The organism is Microbulbifer maximicatervae (SeqCode) (genome assembly GCF_052467505.1).
Genome location: NZ_CP174313.1, coordinates 3,428,337 through 3,450,096 on the forward strand (window position 1 = coordinate 3,428,337; position 21,760 = coordinate 3,450,096).

The 21,760-nt window shown below is 54.5% G+C and carries 17 protein-coding genes and 5 tRNA genes; 1 reads left to right on the top strand and 21 read right to left on the bottom strand.

The window, feature by feature from the left end; all coding sequences use genetic code 11:
- Window position 1 precedes the first annotated feature (1 nt).
- Window positions 2–637 carry a 50S ribosomal protein L3 gene (gene rplC / locus ACJJIN_RS15230; RefSeq protein WP_108731654.1) on the bottom strand — a complete coding sequence of 212 codons (636 nt, stop codon included), beginning with the start codon at window positions 635–637 and terminating at the stop codon, window positions 2–4.
- 110 nt (window positions 638–747) lie between these two features.
- On the bottom strand, window positions 748–1,059 hold the full coding sequence (gene rpsJ, locus ACJJIN_RS15235) for a 30S ribosomal protein S10 (RefSeq protein ID WP_010133849.1): 312 nt from the start codon (window positions 1,057–1,059) through the stop codon (window positions 748–750).
- Between the two features lie 174 nt (window positions 1,060–1,233).
- On the opposite strand from rpsJ, the gene ACJJIN_RS15240 reads away from it, so the two are divergent.
- Window positions 1,234–1,710, top strand: coding sequence for an aminoacyl-tRNA deacylase (locus ACJJIN_RS15240; RefSeq protein ID WP_282934399.1), 477 nt, complete (start codon window positions 1,234–1,236; stop codon window positions 1,708–1,710).
- Between the two features lie 190 nt (window positions 1,711–1,900).
- On the opposite strand, the gene tuf (ACJJIN_RS15245) is transcribed toward ACJJIN_RS15240, so the two are convergent.
- From tuf (ACJJIN_RS15245) to ACJJIN_RS15335, 19 genes are all read right to left on the bottom strand, one after another.
- Window positions 1,901–3,094 carry an elongation factor Tu gene (tuf, locus tag ACJJIN_RS15245; protein ID WP_108731642.1) on the bottom strand — a complete coding sequence of 398 codons (1,194 nt, stop codon included), beginning with the start codon at window positions 3,092–3,094 and terminating at the stop codon, window positions 1,901–1,903.
- 76 nt (window positions 3,095–3,170) lie between these two features.
- Window positions 3,171–5,276, bottom strand: a complete 2,106-nt coding sequence (gene fusA / locus ACJJIN_RS15250) for an elongation factor G (RefSeq protein ID WP_444892717.1) — start codon at window positions 5,274–5,276, stop codon at window positions 3,171–3,173.
- Window positions 5,277–5,366: 90 nt separating this feature from the next.
- Window positions 5,367–5,837: a 30S ribosomal protein S7 gene (gene rpsG / locus ACJJIN_RS15255; RefSeq protein WP_152451131.1), complete on the bottom strand. Its 471-nt coding sequence runs from the start codon at window positions 5,835–5,837 to the stop codon at window positions 5,367–5,369.
- 110 nt (window positions 5,838–5,947) lie between these two features.
- Window positions 5,948–6,322 carry a 30S ribosomal protein S12 gene (gene rpsL, locus ACJJIN_RS15260; protein ID WP_108731651.1) on the bottom strand — a complete coding sequence of 125 codons (375 nt, stop codon included), beginning with the start codon at window positions 6,320–6,322 and terminating at the stop codon, window positions 5,948–5,950.
- Between the two features lie 250 nt (window positions 6,323–6,572).
- Window positions 6,573–10,802 (bottom strand): DNA-directed RNA polymerase subunit beta', encoded by a 4,230-nt coding sequence (gene rpoC, locus ACJJIN_RS15265; RefSeq protein ID WP_282934401.1) that lies wholly within the window; start codon window positions 10,800–10,802, stop codon window positions 6,573–6,575.
- Window positions 10,803–10,937: 135 nt separating this feature from the next.
- Entirely contained in the window at window positions 10,938–15,011 is a 4,074-nt protein-coding gene (rpoB, locus tag ACJJIN_RS15270) for a DNA-directed RNA polymerase subunit beta (protein WP_444892716.1), read from the bottom strand.
- 298 nt (window positions 15,012–15,309) lie between these two features.
- Window positions 15,310–15,678 (bottom strand): 50S ribosomal protein L7/L12, encoded by a 369-nt coding sequence (gene rplL, locus ACJJIN_RS15275; protein WP_282934403.1) that lies wholly within the window; start codon window positions 15,676–15,678, stop codon window positions 15,310–15,312.
- A 77-nt stretch (window positions 15,679–15,755) separates the two neighbouring features.
- Window positions 15,756–16,250, bottom strand: a complete 495-nt coding sequence (gene rplJ / locus ACJJIN_RS15280; protein ID WP_282934404.1) for a 50S ribosomal protein L10 — start codon at window positions 16,248–16,250, stop codon at window positions 15,756–15,758.
- Between the two features lie 277 nt (window positions 16,251–16,527).
- Window positions 16,528–17,223 carry a 50S ribosomal protein L1 gene (gene rplA / locus ACJJIN_RS15285; RefSeq protein ID WP_444895283.1) on the bottom strand — a complete coding sequence of 232 codons (696 nt, stop codon included), beginning with the start codon at window positions 17,221–17,223 and terminating at the stop codon, window positions 16,528–16,530.
- Window positions 17,224–17,655: a 50S ribosomal protein L11 gene (rplK, locus tag ACJJIN_RS15290; protein ID WP_108731645.1), complete on the bottom strand. Its 432-nt coding sequence runs from the start codon at window positions 17,653–17,655 to the stop codon at window positions 17,224–17,226. It abuts the gene before it with no gap.
- 154 nt (window positions 17,656–17,809) lie between these two features.
- Window positions 17,810–18,343 carry a transcription termination/antitermination protein NusG gene (nusG, locus tag ACJJIN_RS15295; protein ID WP_108731644.1) on the bottom strand — a complete coding sequence of 178 codons (534 nt, stop codon included), beginning with the start codon at window positions 18,341–18,343 and terminating at the stop codon, window positions 17,810–17,812.
- Window positions 18,344–18,353: 10 nt separating this feature from the next.
- On the bottom strand, window positions 18,354–18,722 hold the full coding sequence (gene secE / locus ACJJIN_RS15300) for a preprotein translocase subunit SecE (protein ID WP_108731643.1): 369 nt from the start codon (window positions 18,720–18,722) through the stop codon (window positions 18,354–18,356).
- 116 nt (window positions 18,723–18,838) lie between these two features.
- Window positions 18,839–18,914: transfer RNA gene (locus tag ACJJIN_RS15305), tRNA-Trp, on the bottom strand.
- A gap of 97 nt (window positions 18,915–19,011) precedes the next feature.
- Window positions 19,012–20,205 carry an elongation factor Tu gene (tuf, locus tag ACJJIN_RS15310; protein WP_108731642.1) on the bottom strand — a complete coding sequence of 398 codons (1,194 nt, stop codon included), beginning with the start codon at window positions 20,203–20,205 and terminating at the stop codon, window positions 19,012–19,014.
- Between the two features lie 129 nt (window positions 20,206–20,334).
- Window positions 20,335–20,409 (bottom strand) — tRNA-Thr (locus ACJJIN_RS15315).
- A 69-nt stretch (window positions 20,410–20,478) separates the two neighbouring features.
- A tRNA-Gly gene (locus tag ACJJIN_RS15320) sits at window positions 20,479–20,552 on the bottom strand.
- Between the two features lie 56 nt (window positions 20,553–20,608).
- A tRNA-Tyr gene (locus ACJJIN_RS15325) sits at window positions 20,609–20,692 on the bottom strand.
- Window positions 20,693–20,800: 108 nt separating this feature from the next.
- Window positions 20,801–20,876, bottom strand: a tRNA-Thr gene (locus ACJJIN_RS15330).
- A gap of 192 nt (window positions 20,877–21,068) precedes the next feature.
- Complete coding sequence (locus ACJJIN_RS15335; protein ID WP_444895284.1) at window positions 21,069–21,758, bottom strand: SPOR domain-containing protein; 690 nt, start codon at window positions 21,756–21,758, stop codon at window positions 21,069–21,071.
- Window positions 21,759–21,760: the final 2 nt, after the last annotated feature.

Here is a 21,760-nt window from a genome sequence, read left to right on the forward strand (position 1 = left end):
CTTAGGCTTTAACTGCCGGACGAACGATAACGTTGCCACCGGGCGCACCGGGTACAGCGCCTTTAACCAACAGCAGGTTGCGTTCGGCATCGACACGAACCACTTCCAGATTTTGCACGGTTACGCGCTCAGCACCCATATGTCCGGCCATCTTCTTGCCTTTCCATACGCGGCCAGGAGTCTGACATTGACCGATAGAACCGGGTGCGCGGTGAGACAGGGAGTTACCGTGGGTTGCGTCCTGGGTGCGGAAATTCCAACGCTTAACGCCGCCCTGGAAGCCTTTACCTTTGGAAGTGCCGGTTACGTCGATCATCTGGCCAGCTTCGAAGCTGGAAACAGTAATTTCAGAACCGATTTCGAAAGTCTCTTCGGAACCGTCAGTGCGCAGTTCGAAAAGATTTGTGCCAGCCTCTACATTGGCTTTGGCGAAGTGGCCCGCTGCGGGCTTGGAGACACGGGAAGCTTTGCGGCTGCCTACTGCTACTTGAACAGCGCTGTAACCGTCAGTTTCCTGAGTTTTCACTTGGGTGACGCGATTCGGAGCAACCTCAACAACGGTTACCGGAATGGATACGCCATCTTCAGTGAAGATGCGAGTCATGCCGCTCTTGCGGCCGACAATACCTATAGTCATCTTTTTTAACCTCTCAGTGCACGGGGCTTTAACCCACTGCGGCCGCCCAATTTCAGAGCGTTACACTACCCGGACCGTTTTCGCCCGGGATTCGGTAGTTAGTAAAAGTGTTAGCCGAGACTAATTTGGACCTCAACACCGGCCGCCAGATCGAGCTTCATCAGCGCGTCGACGGTTTTCTCGGTAGGCTCAACGATGTCCAGCAAACGCTTGTGAGTACGGATCTCATACTGATCGCGAGCGTCTTTATTAACGTGCGGGGAAATCAGTACGGTGTACTTCTCTTTGCGAGTCGGCAGCGGGATAGGACCGCGAACTTGTGCGCCAGTGCGCTTAGCCGTCTCTACGATCTCCTGAGTGGACGCATCGATCAGCTTGTGATCGAAGGCCTTCAGGCGAATACGGATACGTTGACCCTGCATGGAATCAAACTCCAATTATTAACTAAAGAACGTCCTCTTACGCAGCCCCGAGGGCGGGCGAAAAGGAGCGCGAATTCTACGGGGAGCGCAGCAGGCTGTCAACTGTACAGGCTGATCAAATTTCAATCTGCCGAAACTACAATTGAGTACTCCAAGCGGAACGAGGTATCCACAATGACTATCGCCGCAACACTGAGTCAATATTTAAATGACCAATCGGTCGATTACCATCTGATTCAGCACCCGCACACTCGCACCAGCCGGGAAAGCGCCCGCGCCGCCCATGTGCGAGAGGATCAGGTGGCAAAAGCGATTTTGCTTCAGGATATAGAGGGTTACGTAATGGCTGTGATCCCAGCCAGCAGCAGCCTCGACATGCGCTCTCTTCACAATGAGACAGGGCGAAACTCACTGCAAATGGTCTCGGAAACCGAGCTCGGCGCCATATTCCCAGACTGTGAACTGGGCGCCCTGCCCGCCCTAGGCCAGGCTTACGGAATTACCACCCTGCTAGACACCAGTCTTGGACACCGTGAAACCATTTACTTTGAGGCCGGTGACCACGAAGAGCTGGTCGAGATGAGCGGCCCTCAATTCACCAAGCTGTTTGCGGGCAGCAGAAGCTGTGATTTAAGCCGGGATTGGCCATAAGCTCGCTAGATTAAAAGCAAATATTAGCGGCCGCAGATATGCCGGAAAGGATTCAATATTGAGCCCCTAACAGAGAGGGGTGATGCTCGCAGCACCAAACAACACCAGCTGGTGCAAGTAGGCAATTATCGGGCACAAAAAAAGCCGCAGCGCGTCCGCTGCGGCTTTTTATTTAGATCAGGAGTAACTATTACTCGATGATCTTGGCAACAACGCCCGCACCTACGGTACGACCACCTTCGCGGATAGCGAAGCGCAGGCCGTCTTCCATGGCGATTGGAGCGATCAGGGTAACAACCATTTGAATGTTGTCGCCCGGCATTACCATTTCAGTACCTTCCGGCAGCTCTACCGCACCAGTTACGTCGGTAGTACGGAAGTAGAACTGAGGACGGTAGCCTTTGAAGAACGGGGTGTGACGACCACCTTCGTCCTTGGACAGTACATACACTTCCGCTTCGAACTTGGTGTGCGGAGTGATGGAGCCCGGCTTAGCCAGTACCTGACCACGCTCTACTTCGTCACGCTTGGTGCCGCGCAGCAGTGCGCCGATGTTCTCACCAGCACGACCTTCGTCGAGCAGCTTGCGGAACATTTCAACACCAGTACAGGTAGTAGTAGTGGTTTCTTTGATACCAACGATTTCGATCTCGTCGCCAGTGTTGATCACACCGCGCTCTACACGACCAGTTACAACAGTACCACGGCCAGAGATAGAGAATACGTCTTCGATCGGCATCAGGAACGGCTGATCTACAGCGCGCTCTGGCTCAGGGATGTACTCGTCCAGAGTCTCTACCAGCTTCTTAACAGCGGTAGTACCCATTTCGTTGTCGTCTTCGCCGTTCAGGGCCATCAGAGCGGAACCAACGATGATCGGAGTGTCGTCACCTGGGAACTCGTACTGGTCCAGAAGTTCGCGAACTTCCATTTCTACCAGCTCGAGCAGCTCTTCGTCGTCTACCATGTCCGCTTTGTTCAGGAATACAACGATGTAAGGTACACCTACCTGACGGGAAAGCAGGATGTGCTCACGAGTCTGCGGCATGGGGCCGTCAGCTGCGGAACATACCAGGATAGCGCCGTCCATCTGAGCAGCACCGGTGATCATGTTCTTAACGTAGTCGGCGTGTCCCGGGCAATCTACGTGAGCGTAGTGGCGAGTCGGGGACTCGTACTCAACGTGAGAAGTAGCGATGGTGATACCGCGCTCACGCTCTTCCGGTGCATTGTCGATACCGTCGAAAGCAACAGCGTCACCGCCCCAAACTTCCGCACATACGCGGGTCAGAGCAGCGGTCAGGGTGGTTTTACCGTGGTCAACGTGACCGATGGTGCCCACGTTCACGTGGGGCTTGGAACGTTCAAACTTTTCTTTTGCCATCTTTAGATGTCCTCTAGCTAAAAGTTTGCCAAAGGGGCCCCAGCTGTTGGCCCGGCCCCCTTTAAGCAGAAGTTAATTAGGCCTTAGTCTTGGCGATGATCTCATCGGCAACATTTTTCGGCGCTTCGGCGTACTTCAGGAATTCCATGGTGTAGGTAGCACGGCCCTGAGTAGCAGAACGCAGGTCGGTTGCGTAACCGAACATTTCTGCCAGAGGTACTTCCGCATTGACAACCTTACCGGAGGGGTTGTCTTCCATACCCTGGATGAGACCACGGCGACGGTTGAGGTCACCAACCACATCACCCATGTTCTCTTCCGGAGTTACCACTTCCACCTTCATCATCGGCTCGAGCAGCACCGCACCGCCCTGACTGGACAGCTTCTTGGTCGCCATAGAACCGGCGATCTTAAACGCCATTTCATTGGAGTCCACATCGTGGAAGGAACCGTCGTACAGAGTCGCCTTCAGGCCCAGCAGCGGATAGCCAGCCAGAACACCGTTCTTCATCTGCTCTTCGATACCTTTCTGTACCGCAGGAATGTATTCCTTCGGTACCGCACCGCCCACGATTTCGTTAACGAATTCCAGACCTTCCTGAGACTCGTCTTCGGCAGGCTCAAACTTCACCCATACGTGACCGTACTGACCGCGACCACCGGACTGACGAACGAACTTACCTTCGATCTCAGAGGTGTTGCGGATAGTTTCACGGTAGGCAACCTGAGGCTTACCGATGTTCGCTTCAACGTTGAACTCACGCTTCATGCGGTCAACGATGATATCCAGGTGCAATTCACCCATACCGGAGATAATGGTCTGACCGGTTTCCTCGTCAGTCTTCACGCGGAAGGACGGATCTTCCTGGGCCAGTTTGCCGAGGGCAATACCCATTTTTTCCTGGTCCGGCTTGGACTTGGGCTCAACCGCAACAGAAATTACCGGCTCGGGAAACTCCATACGCTCCAGAACAATCTTGTTGTCTTCGGCACACAGGGTGTCACCAGTGGTTACGTCTTTCAGACCAATCGCAGCAGCGATGTCACCAGCCAGTACTTCTTTAATTTCCTGACGATCGTTGGAGTGCATCTGCACCATACGACCGACACGCTCTTTCTTCATTTTTACGGAGTTGTATACCGCAGTACCGCTCTCCAGCTTACCGGAGTAAACACGGAAGAAAGTCAGGGTACCAACGAAGGGATCGGTAGCAATTTTGAACGCCAGTGCAGCGAACGGCGCATTGTCGTCAGCTTCGCGGCTCTCAACAGTTTCGCCATCTTCCAGAGTACCTTCGATCGCCTTAACTTCAGTCGGCGCTGGCAGGTATTCGATAACTGCGTCCAGTACAGCCTGTACACCCTTGTTCTTGAACGCAGAACCGCCCAGAACCGGTACAATTTCGTTGGCCAGGGTACGCTGACGGATAGCTGCCTTGATTTCTTCTTCGGACAGCTCACCTTCTTCCAGGTATTTTTCCATCAACTCTTCGCTGGCTTCAGCGGCCGCCTCTACCAGGTACTCGCGCATTTCGTCGCACTCGTCCTGCAGCTCAGCGGGGATGTCAGCGTAGTCGAAAGTCATGCCCTGGTCGGCTTCATTCCACAGAATGGCCTTCATCTTCACCAGGTCAACAACACCCTTGAACTCGTCCTCAGAGCCGATGGTCATCTGCAGAGGTACAGCATTCGCGTTCAAGCGGTCTTTCAGCTGGCTCACAACGTTGCGGTAGTTCGCACCGGCGCGGTCCATTTTGTTTACGAATACCATGCGCGGTACTTCGTATTTGTTCGCCTGGCGCCATACGGTTTCAGTCTGAGGCTGAACACCAGAGGAGCCACACAGTACAACAACAGCACCGTCGAGTACGCGCAGGGAGCGCTCAACTTCAATAGTGAAGTCAACGTGTCCTGGGGTATCGATGATGTTTACGCGGTGCTGGTCGAACTGCTGCTGCATGCCAGACCAGAAACAGGTAGTTGCAGCAGAAGTAATGGTGATACCACGCTCCTGCTCCTGCTCCATCCAGTCCATGGTGGCAGCACCTTCGTGTACTTCACCAATTTTGTGGGATAGACCAGTGTAGAAAAGTACGCGCTCGGTAGTAGTGGTTTTACCGGCGTCTACGTGGGCACAGATACCGATGTTACGGTAACGTGCGATGGGCGTTTTACGTGCCACAGTTGTATCCTCGATATAACGGCAAAAGGCAGCCTGGAATTTTCCGTGCTGCCTTTCGGTATTAATTTCCGATGTTGGTATTCATCAGACTTAGAAGCGGTAGTGAGAGAATGCCTTGTTGGCTTCTGCCATGCGGTGTACATCTTCACGCTTCTTGACCGCGCCACCCTTGTTTTGGGCTGCATCGATCATTTCGTTGGCCAGACGCTGAGCCATAGATTTCTCACCGCGCTTACGGGAGAACTCCACCAACCAACGCATTGCCAGAGCCGTACGACGCGAGGGGCGCACTTCTACAGGCACCTGATACGTCGCACCACCAACACGGCGGGACTTTACTTCCACCATAGGCGCGATATTTTCCAAAGACTCCTCGAATACTTCGATCGGATCTTTGTTCAATTTTTCAGAAATAGTTTCAAGTGCACCGTATACGATACGCTCTGCAACTGACTTCTTGCCGCTGATCATGACGTGGTTCATGAACTTGGCCAGGGTGACGTTCCCGAACTTGGGGTCCGGTAGCACTTCGCGCTTGGCGACTACTCGTCTTCTCGGCATGGGTATTGCCTCTCTTCAGGGTTATTCTGAGACGCCGCCGTAAAACATTACAATCCGGCGAGCTCAGCCTTACTCCGGTTGGAAACCGAAACGCAAATCGTTAAAGGTGATTAACCTTTAGGACGCTTGGCGCCGTACTTAGAACGGCCCTGCTTGCGATCGTTTACGCCGGCACAGTCAAGTGCACCGCGTACAGTGTGGTAGCGCACACCCGGCAGGTCTTTTACACGACCGCCGCGAATCAGTACCACGCTGTGCTCTTGCAGGTTGTGGCCTTCACCACCGATGTACGAAGTTACTTCGTAACCGCTGGTCAGACGCACACGGCAAACCTTACGCAGTGCAGAGTTCGGCTTCTTCGGTGTAGTGGTGTACACACGAGTGCAAACTCCGCGACGCTGCGGGCTAGCCTGCAGAGCAGGAACGTCGCTTTTTTCAACTTTGCGTTTTCTCGGCTTACGAACCAACTGGTTGATCGTTGCCATTAAAAATCACTCCAAAAATAAAATGCCCCCACCTCTAACAGTGAGGGCCTATCGTCTGTGTGTATCGTCCGATCCTGGGATCAAACGGAACACCCCACATAAGCGGGGGCCGCATTCTATAAGCGACAACCCGCCTAGTCAATCGGCGACGGAAGTAAGTGCTTACATCACAGACAGTCGCCAATATCAGATCGGGCACCTAAGTGCCCCAACCTACCCCACTCCACCAACAGATAGAGTGGGATACGCCTTATTCGCCTGAGGACTTCAGAGCCTCAGTCAGAGCTGCTTCAACCTCAGCTGCGGAAGGTCCTTCACCGAAGGCCTCTTCCAACTGCAGGCTGCGTTTGCGCTTGCGCTCGCTGTGGTAAGCCAGACCGGTACCAGCCGGGATCAGGCGACCCACAACCACGTTCTCTTTCAAACCGCGCAGGTTGTCTTCCTTACCAGTTACCGCCGCTTCGGTCAGAACGCGTGTGGTTTCCTGGAACGAAGCCGCTGACAGGAAGGATTCAGTTGCCAGGGACGCTTTGGTAATACCCAGCAGCAGGCGCTCGAACTGAGCGGGCTGCTTGTTCTCGGCACGCAGCTGTTCGTTCTCTTCGATCACGCGCTGGTATTCAACCTGGTCGCCCTTAATCAAGCTGGAATCACCCATCTCGGTGACTTCAACTTTACGCAGCATCTGACGCACGATGGTTTCGATGTGCTTATCGTTAATACCTACACCCTGGAGGCGGTAAACCTCCTGGATCTCGTTGGTGATGTAGCGAGCCAGCTCTTCAACACCTTTCAGGCGCAGAATATCGTGCGGGTTGGACGGGCCATCGGAGATAACCTCACCCTTCTCTACGGTTTCACCTTCGAACACGGTCAGCTGGCGATGCTTTGGAATCAGAACCTCGTAGTGGTCCTTACCATTGGCCAGCGGCTTGCCGTCGCGCGGAGTAATCTGCAGACGAACCTTGCCTTTGGTCTCCTTACCGAAGGAAACGGTACCGGAGATTTCCGCCAGAATGGACGGCTCTTTCGGCTTACGCGCTTCAAACAGGTCGGCAACGCGGGGCAGACCACCGGTGATATCCTTGGTACCGCCGGATTCCTGCGGAATACGTGCAATTACGTCACCCACGTTCACCTGCTTACCTTCAGCCAGGCTGAGGATTGCACGCGGCGGCAAGGCGTAGTGCGCAGGCGCATTACTGTTAGCCAGAGTCAGCTCTTCGCCGTTCTCATCCAGCAGGGTTACCGCTGGGCGCAGATCTTTACCCGCTGCCGGGCGCTCGGCCGGATCGATAATCTCGATAGAAGACAAACCAGTGATATCGTCGGTCTGCTTGCGGATGGAGAGCCCTTCTTCCATACCGGACAGTTTCACCCAACCGGCAACCTCGGTGATGATCGGGTGGGTGTGCGGGTCCCACTTGGCCACGATCTGGCCACCATCTACCTCAGCACCTTCATAGACGCTGATCACAGCACCGTAAGGCAGCTTGTAGCGCTCGCGCTCGCGACCGGCGCTGTCGGCAATCGCCAGCTCACCGGAACGGGACACGGCTACCAGAGTGCCGACTTCGGTTTTAACCGTCTTAACATTGTGCAGACGTACGGTACCGCCCTGCTTCACCTGGATGCTGTCCGCAGCGGAGGCACGGCTTGCAGCACCACCGATGTGGAAGGTACGCATGGTCAGCTGGGTGCCCGGCTCACCGATGGACTGTGCGGCAACAACGCCCACAGACTCACCCGGGTTGGCGCGGTGGCCACGGGCCAGGTCGCGGCCGTAACACTGGGCACAGATACCGTGTGCAGTCTCACAGGTGATCGGGGAGCGAACCAGAACCTCATCGATGCCCATGGCTTCGATGCGCTCTACCCACTTCTCGTCGATCATAGTGCCGGCAGAAACGGCGATTTCATCACTGCCCGGTTTCAGTACATCGCGGGCCACTACACGGCCGAGGATACGGTCACCGAGAGATTCGATAACGTCACCGCCCTCGATTACCGGCGCCATGGTCAGACCGTCGTCGGTGCCACAATCCAGCTCGGTAATTACCACGTCCTGGGCCACGTCAACCAGACGACGGGTCAGGTAACCGGAGTTAGCGGTTTTCAGTGCGGTATCCGCAAGACCTTTACGAGCACCGTGGGTCGAGATGAAGTACTGCTGTACAGTCAGACCTTCACGGAAGTTTGCCGTAATGGCGTTTTCGATAATGGAGCCATCCGGACGGGCCATCAGACCACGCATACCAGCGAGCTGACGGATCTGAGCTTCAGAACCACGAGCACCGGAGTCTGCGTACATATATACGGAGTTGAAGGAGTCCTGCTTGGTCTCGTTGCCCTCGCGGTCGATCACCTTCTCTTTCTTGATACCGGCCATCATCGCCTGGGTTACCTTGTCGTTGGTGCGGGACCAAACGTCGATAACCTTGTTGTACTTCTCACCCTGGGTTACCAGGCCGGAAGCAAACTGGCTTTCAATCTCTTTCACTTCCGCTTCAGCGGCATCGATCAGCTCAGCTTTCTCAGCTGGAATCTCAAAGTCGTTCACACCAATGGAGGAACCGGACTTGGTAGAGAAATCGAAACCGGTGTACATCAGCTGGTCGGCAAAAATAACCGTCGCCTTCAGGCCTACCTTACGGTAGCACTCGTTCAGGGCGCGAGAGATCGCCTTTTTCTTCATCGGCTGGTTGACGTGCGCAAACGGCAGGCCTTCCGGCACGATGTTCCACAGCAGCGCGCGGCCTACAGTGGTGTCCTGAATGGAGATAGTCTCGTGCTTCTCACCGTCTTCGCCGACGATATTTTCGCGGATACGTACTTTGATCTTCGCTTGCAGACCAACCTGCTTGGCGTAGAAAGCGCGGCTCACCTCTTTGATGTCGGAGAAGAACATGCCTTCGCCTTTATCGTTAACGCGCTCGCGGGTCATCCAGTACAGACCCAGTACCACGTCCTGGGACGGTACGATAATCGGCTCACCGTTGGCAGGCGACAGGATGTTGTTGGTGGACATCATCAGCGCGCGGGATTCCAGCTGCGCTTCGATCGTCAACGGTACGTGTACCGCCATCTGGTCACCGTCGAAGTCGGCGTTATAGGCCGCACAAACCAGCGGGTGCAGCTGGATTGCCTTACCTTCAATCAGTACCGGTTCAAACGCCTGGATACCCAGACGGTGAAGGGTCGGTGCACGGTTAAGCAGTACCGGGTGCTCGCGGATCACTTCGTCGAGGATATCCCAAACGACAGCTTCCTCGCGCTCAACCATCTTCTTGGCAGCTTTGATCGTAGTGGCCAGGCCACGGGATTCCAGCTTGCCAAAGATAAACGGCTTAAACAGTTCCAGTGCCATCTTCTTGGGCAGACCACACTGGTGCAGACGCAGGGTCGGACCTACCACGATCACGGAACGACCGGAGTAGTCAACACGCTTACCCAGCAGGTTCTGACGGAAACGACCCTGCTTACCTTTAATCATGTCAGCCAGGGACTTCAGCGGGCGCTTGTTGGAGCCGGTGATGGCGCGACCACGACGGCCGTTATCCAGCAGTGCGTCAACAGATTCCTGCAGCATGCGCTTTTCGTTGCGCACGATAATGTCTGGCGCGTTCAGCTCAAGCAGACGCTTCAGACGGTTGTTACGGTTGATCACACGACGGTAGAGGTCGTTCAGATCGGAGGTCGCGAAACGGCCGCCATCCAGCGGTACCAGCGGACGCAGATCCGGCGGCAGAACCGGCAGAGCCTTCATCACCATCCACTCCGGGTTGTTGCCGGACTTGTAGAAGGCTTCCAGCAGCTTCAGGCGCTTGGACAGTTTCTTGATCTTGGTTTCGGAGTTGGTCGCAGGGATCTCTTCACGCAGGCGCTGGATTTCCGCTGGCAGCTCGATGTCCGCCATCAGCTCCTGGATCGCCTCGGCACCCATCTTCGCTTCAAACTCGTCGGCGAACTCTTCCATCGCCTCAAAGTACTGCTCGTCATTCAGCAGCTGGCCGCGCTCCAGGGTGGTCATACCCGGCTCGGTAACCACGTAAGATTCGAAGTACAGCACGCGCTCGATATCGCGCAGGGTCATGTCCAGCAGCAGGCCGATACGGGACGGCAGGGACTTCAGGAACCAGATGTGTGCAACCGGGCTGGCCAGCTCGATGTGACCCATGCGCTCACGGCGAACCTTGGCCTTGGTCACTTCAACGCCACACTTCTCACAGATAATGCCGCGGTGCTTCATGCGCTTGTACTTACCGCACAGGCACTCGTAGTCTTTTACCGGGCCAAAGATCTTGGCACAGAACAAGCCTTCACGCTCAGGCTTGAAGGTACGGTAGTTGATGGTCTCCGGCTTTTTCACTTCGCCGTAGGACCAGGAGCGAATCATGTCCGGTGATGCCAGACCGATACGAATCGCATCAAACTCTTCCAGCTGCTCCTGGGACTTCACCAGATTTAATAAATCTTTCAAGGCCTTTCCTCCACTAGGGGGTAGTCAACCCGGCACTCGCACTAGCCGCCGGGCTAGCCAGCTGCCCCACTGCTTCGAGGGGCGCTGGCACTTGTCTCATTTCACCTGCCAACAGGCTTCGGTACGGGTTCGGATTTACTCGTGCTCAAGCTCGAAGTTCATACCGAGAGAGCGGATTTCCTTAACCAGTACGTTGAAGGATTCCGGCATGCCCGGCTCCATGCGGTGGTCGGAGTCCACGATGTTCTTGTACATCTTGGTACGGCCTTCCACGTCATCGGATTTAACCGTAAGCATTTCCTGCAGGGTGTATGCTGCGCCGTAAGCTTCCAGCGCCCACACTTCCATCTCCCCGAAACGCTGACCACCGAACTGGGCTTTACCGCCCAGCGGCTGCTGGGTTACCAGGCTGTAGGAACCGGTAGAACGCGCGTGCATTTTGTCGTCTACCAAGTGGTTCAGCTTCAGCATGTACATGTAGCCCACAGTTACCGGACGCTCGAAAGCATCGCCGGTACGGCCGTCGTGCAGGGTGATCTGACCGGAGTCCGGGATATCGGCAAGACGCAGCAGCTGCTTGATCTCACTTTCATCGGCACCGTCAAATACCGGGGTCGCCATAGGTACACCGCGACGCAGGTTTTGCGCCATGGTCATGACTTCCTCATCGGAGAACTCGTCGAGTTCTTCCTTGCGTCCGCCAGTGGAGTTGTAGACCTCTTCCAGGAATCCGCGCACCTTGGCGATTTCCTGCTGCTCCTTGATCATCTTGTCGACTTTAACGCCGAGGCCTTTAGCGGCCATGCCCAAGTGCATTTCCAGAACCTGACCAACGTTCATCCGCGAGGGAACGCCCAGCGGGTTCAGGACGATATCTACCGGCTCACCGTTTTGGTCATATGGCATGTCCTCAACGGGCTTGATTACGGAGATAACACCTTTGTTACCGTGACGACCGGCCATCTTGTCGCCCGGCTGGATGCGGCGTTTGATCGCCAGGTAAACCTTGACGATTTTCAGCACGCCCGGAGCCAGGTCATCGCCGGACTCCAGTTTCTTCTTCTTGTCTTCGAAGGCTTCGTCGAGCAGCTTGCGACGCTCTTTCAGCTGAGCTTCCGCTTTTTCCAGCTGATCGTTCAGGCTGTCGTCTTCCATACGCAGCTTGAACCAGTCTTCGCGCGGCAGGGCGGCGAGGACTTCAGCGGTCATCTCATCGCCCTTCTTAACGCCCTTACCACCGGCGGCCTTTTGGCCCAGCAGAGCTTGTTGCAGACGCTCGAAGGTCGCACCTTCTACAATGCGATATTCCTCGTTCAGATCCTTGCGGACCTCGTCCAGCTGTGACTTCTCGATATCGAGGGAGCGCTGGTCTTTCTGCAGGCCGTCACGGGTAAATACCTGCACGTCGATCACCGTACCGCGAGTGCCACTGGGCGCGCGCAGGGAGGTGTCTTTAACATCGGAAGCTTTCTCCCCGAAGATTGCGCGCAGCAGTTTTTCTTCCGGAGTCAGCTGGGCTTCGCCCTTCGGAGTGACCTTACCTACCAGGATATCGCCAGCGCCTACTTCTGCGCCGATGTATACGATGCCGGACTCGTCCAGCTTATTCAGGGCAGATTCGCCAACATTGGGGATATCCGCAGTAATTTCCTCACTGCCCAGCTTGGTATCACGGGCAATACAGGTCAGCTCCTGAATGTGGATGGTGGTGAAGCGGTCTTCCTGTACAACGCGCTCACTGATGAGGATGGAGTCCTCAAAGTTGTAACCATTCCAGGGCATAAATGCGATACGCATATTCTGGCCCAGAGCCAGCTCACCCAGGTCTACAGAGGGACCATCGGCAAGGATATCGCCACGGACTACACGATCGCCGGTATTAACGATCGGGCGCTGGTTGATACAGGTATTCTGGTTGGAGCGGATGTATTTGGTCAGGTTGTAGATATCCACACCTGCATCACCGGCTTCCACCTCAGCGTCGGCCACGCGAACAACCACACGGCTGGAATCAACGCGCTCAATAATGCCGCCGCGCTTAGCAACCACACACACGCCGGAGTCGCGCGCTACAGTGCGCTCCATACCGGTGCCCACCAGCGGCTTTTCAGCGCGCAGGGTCGGTACCGCCTGACGTTGCATGTTCGATCCCATCAATGCACGGTTGGCGTCATCGTGCTCGAGGAATGGAATCATCGCCGCAGCTACGGAAACCACCTGCTTGGCGGAAACATCCATATACTGGATTTCGCCCGGTGCTTTCAGGGTAAATTCGCCCTGGTGACGCACGCTGATCAGGTCATCAACAAAGTTACCGTTGTCATCTACTTCCGCAGACGCCTGGGCAATAATGAAGTTGGCTTCATTGATCGCGGACAGGTACGCAATTTCATCAGTTACCTTGCCATCGACCACTTTGCGGTAGGCGCTCTCGAGGAAACCGTAATGGTTGGCGCGGGCGTAAGTAGCCAGGGAGTTAATCAGACCGATGTTCGGCCCTTCCGGCGTCTCAATCGGACATACGCGGCCGTAGTGAGTCGGGTGCACGTCGCGCACCTCAAAGCCAGCGCGCTCACGGGTCAAACCACCCGGGCCGAGGGCGGAAACACGACGCTTGTGAGTCACTTCCGACAGCGGGTTGTTCTGGTCCATAAACTGGGACAGCTGCGAGGAACCGAAGAATTCCTTCACGGCAGCGGCAACCGGCTTGGCATTGATCAGGTCCTGAGGCATCAGGCCTTCGGACTCCGCCATGGACAGGCGCTCTTTAACAGCGCGCTCTACACGTACCAGGCCAACGCGGAACTGGTTTTCAGCCATTTCGCCTACGGAACGCACGCGACGGTTACCCAGGTGATCGATATCGTCGACCATGCCCTGACCGTTGCGGATATCGATCAGAGTCTTCAGAACTTCGACGATATCTTCTTTGCTCAGAGTGCCGGGGCCAGTCTCATCTTCGCGACCCAGGCGGCGGTTGAACTTCATGCGGCCAACAGCGGACAGGTCGTAACGCTCGTCGGTAAAGAACAAGTTCTCGAACAGCGCTTCTGCGGACTCCTTGGTGGGCGGTTCGCCCGGGCGCATCATACGGTAGATCTCTACCAGCGCTTCCAACACAGTGCGAGACGGCTCTGCACGCAGGGTGTCGGAGATAAACGGACCGCGATCCAGATCGTTGGTGTACAGGGTTTGGAAACTCTTAACGTTCAGTACACGCAGCTTGGCGATTACTTCATCAGTAATCTCGGTATTACAGTCGATCGCGATCTCACCGGTGGACTCATCGATGATGTCGTTCGCCAGTACACGGCCAAACAGGTACTCAAGCGGTGCTTCCAGCTTTTCTACGCCGGCCTTTTCCAACTGGCGGATATGACGCGGGGTAATACGGCGACCCTCTTCGACAATCACCTTGCCCTGACCATCTTTGATGTCAAAGGAAGCAACATCACCGCGCAGGCGGGATGGAATCAGCTCCAGGCTGACACGGTCTTCCAACAACTCAAAGGTGCTGGTCTCGAAGAACATTTCCAGCATTTCCTGGGAGGTGTAACCCAGGGCGCGCAGCAGAATAGTCGCTGGCAATTTACGGCGACGATCGATACGAACGAATACCAGGTCTTTCGGATCGAACTCGAAGTCCAGCCATGAGCCACGGTAGGGGATGACACGCGCGGCGTACAACAGCTTACCGGAAGAGTGAGTCTTGCCTTTGTCGTGATCGAAGAATACACCCGGGGAACGGTGCAGCTGGGATACGATAACGCGCTCGGTACCATTGATTACGAAGGTACCGTTGTCGGTCATGAGCGGAATCTCGCCCATGTAAACTTCCTGCTCTTTAATGTCCTTAATGGACTTATTCGCAGATTCTTTATCGTAAATAATCAGACGCACACGCACGCGCAGCGGACATGCATAGGTTACGCCGCGCAGGGTACATTCCTTAACGTCAAAAGCGGGCTTACCCAGCGTATAACTTACGTACTCCAGGGCGGCATTGCCGGAATAGCTGACAATCGGAAATACAGATTTAAACGCCGCTTGCAGGCCAACGTCCATACGGTCGTCGGGGCGCTTGTCGGCCTGTGTAAAGTTGCGATAAGAATCGAGCTGTATCGCAAGCAGAAAGGGCACATCCATGACCTTAGGCAGTTTGCCAAAATCCTTGCGGATACGTTTTTTCTCAGTATATGAGTAAGCCATTCAAATTCCCCAGCTTGATCAGTGACAAGACTTCGTGGGACTCCAGTCCAGAGCCCCTCCGGGCGAGAAGCCTCTGGTCAATGCAACTTGCCTGCACTGGCCAGAAACCTCTCCGCTTGCTTTTGGGTAGCGCTACTGCGCTATGGTTAAATGAGGTTTGCCACGGTTTTTCAATTCCGCCGGCACCGGTAAAAACCTCAGTACCGCAAACGGCAAAAAGGCCGGCGGACAAAAGTCCACCAGCCTTACCGCTACCCGCCGCTTTACGCGACAGCTAGCGGGAGACGCAAGAACCGAATTACTTCAGTTCTACAACTGCGCCAGCTTCTTCCAGCTCTTTCTTAGCTGCTTCAGCTTCGTCTTTGCTTACGCCTTCTTTCAGCGGGCTCGGAGCGCCGTCTACCAGACCTTTAGCTTCTTTCAAGCCCAGGCCAGTGATGCCGCGAACAACTTTGATCACGTTCACTTTCTTGTCGCCTGGGGAGGTCAGGATTACGTCGAAAGAGTCTTTCTCTTCAGCGGCAGCTTCGCCACCAGCCGGGCCAGCAACAACTGCTGCAGCAGCAGTTACGCCGAATTTCTCTTCCATTGCTTCGATCAGCTCAACAACATCCTTAACGGACATTTCGGCAACAGCATTGATGATATCTTCTTTAGTCAGAGACATGATTCAGTACCTGAATTGGTTTGAGCAGTAGCTGCTCGTATTTCGTTTTGAAACTGCGATTCGCTCTAGCGAAAAAATTACGCAGCTTCCTGCTCTTTTTGGTCGCGAACGGCCGCAATAGTGCGAACCAGCTTGCCAGCAGATGCTTCTTTCAACACGCTCATCAGCTTGGCGATCGCCTCGTCGTAAGTCGGCAGGCTTGCCAACAATGCGACGTCGGTGATCGCGCCTTCGAAGGCAGCACCTTTCAGTTCCAGCTTGTCATTGCCTTTAGCGAACTGGCTCAGGATGCGCGCGCCGGCACCTGGGTGTTCGTTAGAGAATGCAATGATGCTAGGACCTACGAATTTGTCAGTCAGACATTCGTATTCGGTACCTGCCAGAGCGCGACGCGCCAGAGTGTTGCGGACGACTTTCAACCAAACGCCGTTCTCGCGAGCCTCTTTGCGCAGAGTGGTCATGTCATTCACGGTTACGCCGCGGGAATCCGCAACAACCGCAGACAGAGCACCTTCAGCAGCTTGCTGGACATCTGCGACAATCGCTTTCTTGTCTTCGAGTCCAATAGCCATAGTGTCACTCCTGGATTTGAAAAAAACCGGACTTAAACGTCCGATCCGTTCCGGTGCATAAAGCTCAAATCCAGTAAAAATACTGGTTTGGGCGACACCGTCTGCGTAGGCTCGAACCTCGCAATGGCCAACCTGGCCGAAGTTCGGATTAAGCCAGGCACGTTAAACCTCAACGCACCTGACACCTACGGTCTTTGACGGCCCACCTTCTGCCGAAGCATTCAGGTGGACCCCAAAGTTCGATTTACTGAGAGGTGATCACACCCCGCAGTGATATTTAGATATTCAGGGAAGACTGATCGATAACCAGACCCGGGCCCATAGTGGTGCTCAGGGTGATCTTCTTCAGATATACACCTTTTGCAGAAGCCGGCTTGGCTTTCTTCAGGTCGGCAACCAGAGCTTCCAGGTTCTCTTTCAGAGAGTTCGCATCGAAAGCCACTTTACCGATACCACCGTGGATAATGCCGCCTTTGTCAGCGCGGAAACGCACCTGACCAGCTTTGGCATTTTTAACCGCAGTAGCAACGTCTGGAGTTACGGTGCCAGTCTTCGGGTTCGGCATCAGGCCGCGCGGGCCGAGGATTTGACCCAGTTGACCTACAACGCGCATCGCATCGGGGGAAGCGATTACTACGTCGAAGTCCATCTTGCCTGCTTTAACGTCGGCAGCCAGCTCGTCCATACCGATCAAGTCAGCGCCCGCTTCTTTAGCGGCGTCAGCGTTAGCACCCTGGGTGAAAACAGCTACGCGAACTTCTTTACCAGTACCGTGCGGCAGAGTAGTTGCACCGCGAACAGCCTGGTCGGATTTACGTGGGTCGATGCCCAGGTTTACAGAAGCGTCTACAGTTTCTGCAAACTTAACGTTGGACAGCTCCTTCAACAGAGCTACGGCTTCTTCCATGCCGTAAGCTTTACCAGCTTCAACTTTTTCAGCGATTACGCGCTGACGCTTGCTCAATTTAGCCACTTAGAGACCCTCCACTTCGATACCGGCGCTGCGAGCGGAACCGGCGATAGTGCGCACGGCCGCGTCCAAGTCGGATGCAGTCAGGTCTGCTTTCTTCATTTCTACGATCTCTTCCAGCTGAGCGCGGGTTACTTTACCCACTTTCTCAGTGTTCGGACGACCGGAACCGCTCTTGATCTTGGCAGCCTTGCGCAGCAGTACAGCGGCGGGCGGCGACTTCATGATGAAGGTGAAAGAGCGGTCGTTGTATACAGAGATTACAACTGGAACTGGCAGACCTGGCTCGAGGCTCTGGGTCTGGGCGTTGAACGCCTTACAGAATTCCATGATGTTCACACCGTGCTGACCCAGTGCGGGACCAACGGGCGGACTCGGGTTGGCCTGACCGGCCTTAACTTGCAGCTTGATATAAGCTTCTACTTTCTTAGCCATTACAGCTCTCCTCTAGTTGGGTATTAACGCCCGCCACTCAGCCATAAGGTTTAAGGGCAAGCTCCCCGAACCCCGAAATGAAAACTCATTTTTCGGGGACGCGAAAACCCCCTTCCACCTCACGGCGAAAGGGGGCAAAAAATTTATACTGGAATCAGGTCTTCTCTACCTGACTGAACTCCAGTTCAACCGGGGTGGAACGTCCGAAGATCAACACAGCCACTCGCAAGCGACTCTTCTCGTAGTTAACCTCTTCAACCACACCGTTGAAATCATTAAACGGACCGTCGATAACTCGAACCATTTCACCAGGCTCAAACAGAGTCTTGGGCTTGGGCTTATCGGCGGAATCGTCGATGCGATTCAGGATAGCCTGCGCTTCGCGGTCAGTGATCGGGGCTGGCTTATCCGCCTTACCGCCGATAAAACCCAGTACTCGGGGAGTTTCTTTCACCAAGTGCCAGGTATCGTCATTCAATTCCATTTCTACCAGGACATAGCCCGGGAAAAACTTGCGCTCACTCTTACGCTTTTGCCCTGCGCGCATTTCAACCACTTCTTCCGTGGGAACCAGGACTTCACCAAACAGGTGGTCCATTTCGTTCAGCTCAATGCGCTCTTTCAGGGAGCTGGCGACACGCTTCTCATAGCCCGAGTAAGCCTGGACCACATACCAATTCTTTGACATGTATCAACCTTTAGCCGATAAATTTGGAAGCCGCCCAACCCAGAGCCGAATCAAGCGCCCACAAGATAAGCGCCATAATCAACACGAAAACAACCACAATCGCTGTGGTCTGGGTTGCTTCTTGGCGGGTCGGCCAAACCACACGCCTGACTTCAGTTTGCGCTTCGCGCAACAGTTGCCACAACGCATTGCCTTTGGCGGTATTTACAGCCACAACCAGAGCTACCAGACAGATGGCAGTTACTGCCAACACTCGGTAAAACAAAGGGAATTCGGCGTAATATGAATTGCCTGCAACAGCACCGCCCACCAGCAGCACTATTAACAACCACTTCAGACCGTCAAGACGAAAGGTTTTCGCTTCTGTTTTAGCATTCATATAAGAAGCCCTTAGCGCACTATAGATAATCTTTTAGCGCTCATAAACACAAAAGCCCCACTGACAAGTAGGGTTTTGCGACACCCCTAAGCTTATCTAAGCGGAGTGATTAAAAATGGCAGGCCAGGAGGGACTCGAACCCCCAACACCCGGTTTTGGAGACCGGTGCTCTACCAATTGAACTACTGGCCTGTACAGTGTGAGCACTTTCGCACTCAAAGATGAGAGAGCTACAGGAACTCTCCCACCTGGTGCACCACATAGAATATTGTGATGCAGAAATCAAAGATTACTCAATGATCTTAGCAACAACGCCCGCACCTACGGTACGACCACCTTCGCGGATAGCGAAGCGCAGGCCGTCTTCCATGGCGATCGGAGCGATCAGGGTAACAACCATTTGAATGTTGTCGCCCGGCATTACCATTTCAGTACCTTCCGGCAGCTCTACCGCACCAGTTACGTCGGTAGTACGGAAGTAGAACTGAGGACGGTAGCCTTTGAAGAACGGGGTGTGACGACCACCTTCGTCCTTGGACAGTACATACACTTCCGCTTCGAACTTGGTGTGCGGAGTGATGGAGCCCGGTTTAGCCAGTACCTGACCACGCTCCACTTCGTCACGCTTGGTGCCGCGCAGCAGTGCGCCGATGTTCTCACCAGCACGACCTTCGTCGAGCAGCTTGCGGAACATTTCAACACCAGTACAGGTAGTAGTAGTGGTTTCTTTGATACCAACGATTTCGATCTCGTCGCCAGTGTTGATCACACCGCGCTCTACACGACCAGTTACAACAGTACCACGGCCAGAGATAGAGAATACGTCTTCGATCGGCATCAGGAACGGCTGATCTACAGCGCGCTCTGGCTCAGGGATGTACTCGTCCAGAGTCTCTACCAGCTTCTTAACAGCGGTAGTACCCATTTCGTTGTCGTCTTCGCCGTTCAGGGCCATCAGAGCGGAACCAACGATGATTGGAGTGTCGTCACCTGGGAACTCGTACTGGTCCAGAAGTTCGCGAACCTCCATTTCTACCAGCTCGAGCAGCTCTTCGTCGTCTACCATGTCCGCTTTGTTCAGGAATACAACGATGTAAGGTACACCTACCTGACGGGAAAGCAGGATGTGCTCACGAGTCTGAGGCATGGGGCCGTCAGCTGCGGAACATACCAGGATAGCGCCGTCCATCTGAGCAGCACCGGTGATCATGTTCTTAACGTAGTCGGCGTGTCCCGGGCAATCTACGTGAGCGTAGTGGCGAGTCGGGGACTCGTACTCAACGTGAGAAGTAGCGATGGTGATACCGCGCTCACGCTCTTCCGGTGCATTGTCGATACCGTCGAAAGCAACAGCGTCACCACCCCAAACTTCCGCACATACGCGGGTCAGAGCAGCGGTCAGGGTGGTTTTACCGTGGTCAACGTGACCGATGGTGCCCACGTTCACGTGGGGCTTGGAACGTTCAAACTTTTCTTTTGCCATTGCAGCCTCCTATATATAGGCGAGCCGATAACGGCACCACCCACGTCCAGAACATGCACATCCGACCCGGAAAATCCGACCCCGGACACAAACAACCGCAAGAGCTTTCACCCTTGCGGTCATATAAAATGGAGCTCATGGGCGGATTTGAACCGCCGACCTCACCCTTACCAAGGGTGTGCTCTACCCCTGAGCTACATGAGCTAAAATCTTACCGATAACGGCATCTTAAAATGTTGCACCCTGGAGAGCATTCCAACCAACCCCAAAACTTGGAGCGGGCAGCGGGGATCGAACCCGCATCATCAGCTTGGAAGGCTGAGGTTCTACCATTGAACTATGCCCGCTTTCGGGACCTCCATGCGAAACCCTTCGATTTCGCGCAACACCCTAAGATGTAATATGGTGCAGGGGGGTGGATTCGAACCACCGAAGCTTTCGCGTCAGATTTACAGTCTGATCCCTTTGGCCACTCGGGAACCCCTGCTCAAAGCGGTGTGCATTGTCTACACATCTCGCTGCGCTGTCAACAATTTTTCTTTAAATTTCACATACTTAGCAGCGAAACCTAATTTTGACAGCAACGGGATGAAAATGGAGCTGGCGAGAGGAGTCGAACCCCCGACCGGCTGATTACAAGTCAGCTGCTCTACCAACTGAGCTACGCCAGCCCTATCCCGTTCATTGCCGAAGTTGTTAAGTCACCCTCGTCAATGGAGGCGGGATTCTATGGGAACTTATCTCGACACGCAACACCCTTTTTGCAGATAAATCATATTTTTTATGTCGCCTATTCCAACTTGTTGAAAAAAACAGCGATTCGAGACGCCACCTGATGGTTTTCTGATAAATCTGCTTTTTTGTTAGCCAAGCACTTCAGAACAAAGATTTGGGCGCCGATCCAGATCCGGGTATTCACTTTGCAGTTGTCGCCAAAATTCTTCTGCAAGACTTTCTGTGCTGCCAGGGGGCATAACTATCCACCGCTCCATATAGGTTTGCGGCTCCTCCTTGAACTGCGCGGTAACCCCCCTCTCCTTCAAAACGCTGGTATGGGACTCAGCTCGGGCTCGCTCACTGAAAATCCCAAATGAAATGCCATTTTCCAATGCGCCTTTGGGAATGACATAGCTGTCGATCCCCTGAGACTGTAGTTCACGCAAGCGGTTGTAGGCCTCCCGCCTCGAACTCAGTGGCGGCAGATATACCCAGTAGCGCATCTGCCCCTGCATTTCTATATCACGCAGCTCGGCTTTAACCTGAAGGGACCGGATTCGCTGCAAGAGATCCTCGCCCTGGTACTCCTCCGCGAAAGGCCCCAACAGCGTACAAAGCTGCTCAACCTCAAAGGACTCCTTGCTCAGTGCCCCGGCCTTCTCTGGAGCAGGCAGCTCTTCAGGGGATATTTCGCTAACGAGGGTAATTTTCTTTCCCTCCGACTCGTGAGGGATCGGGCTCTTGCCGCTACTTAACTGCGGAGACGGCGCTACCAACATATACCAGGCAAAAAGCACAGCGTTCAGGGCGACTAAAGAAAGGGCTATCCAGCGCATAA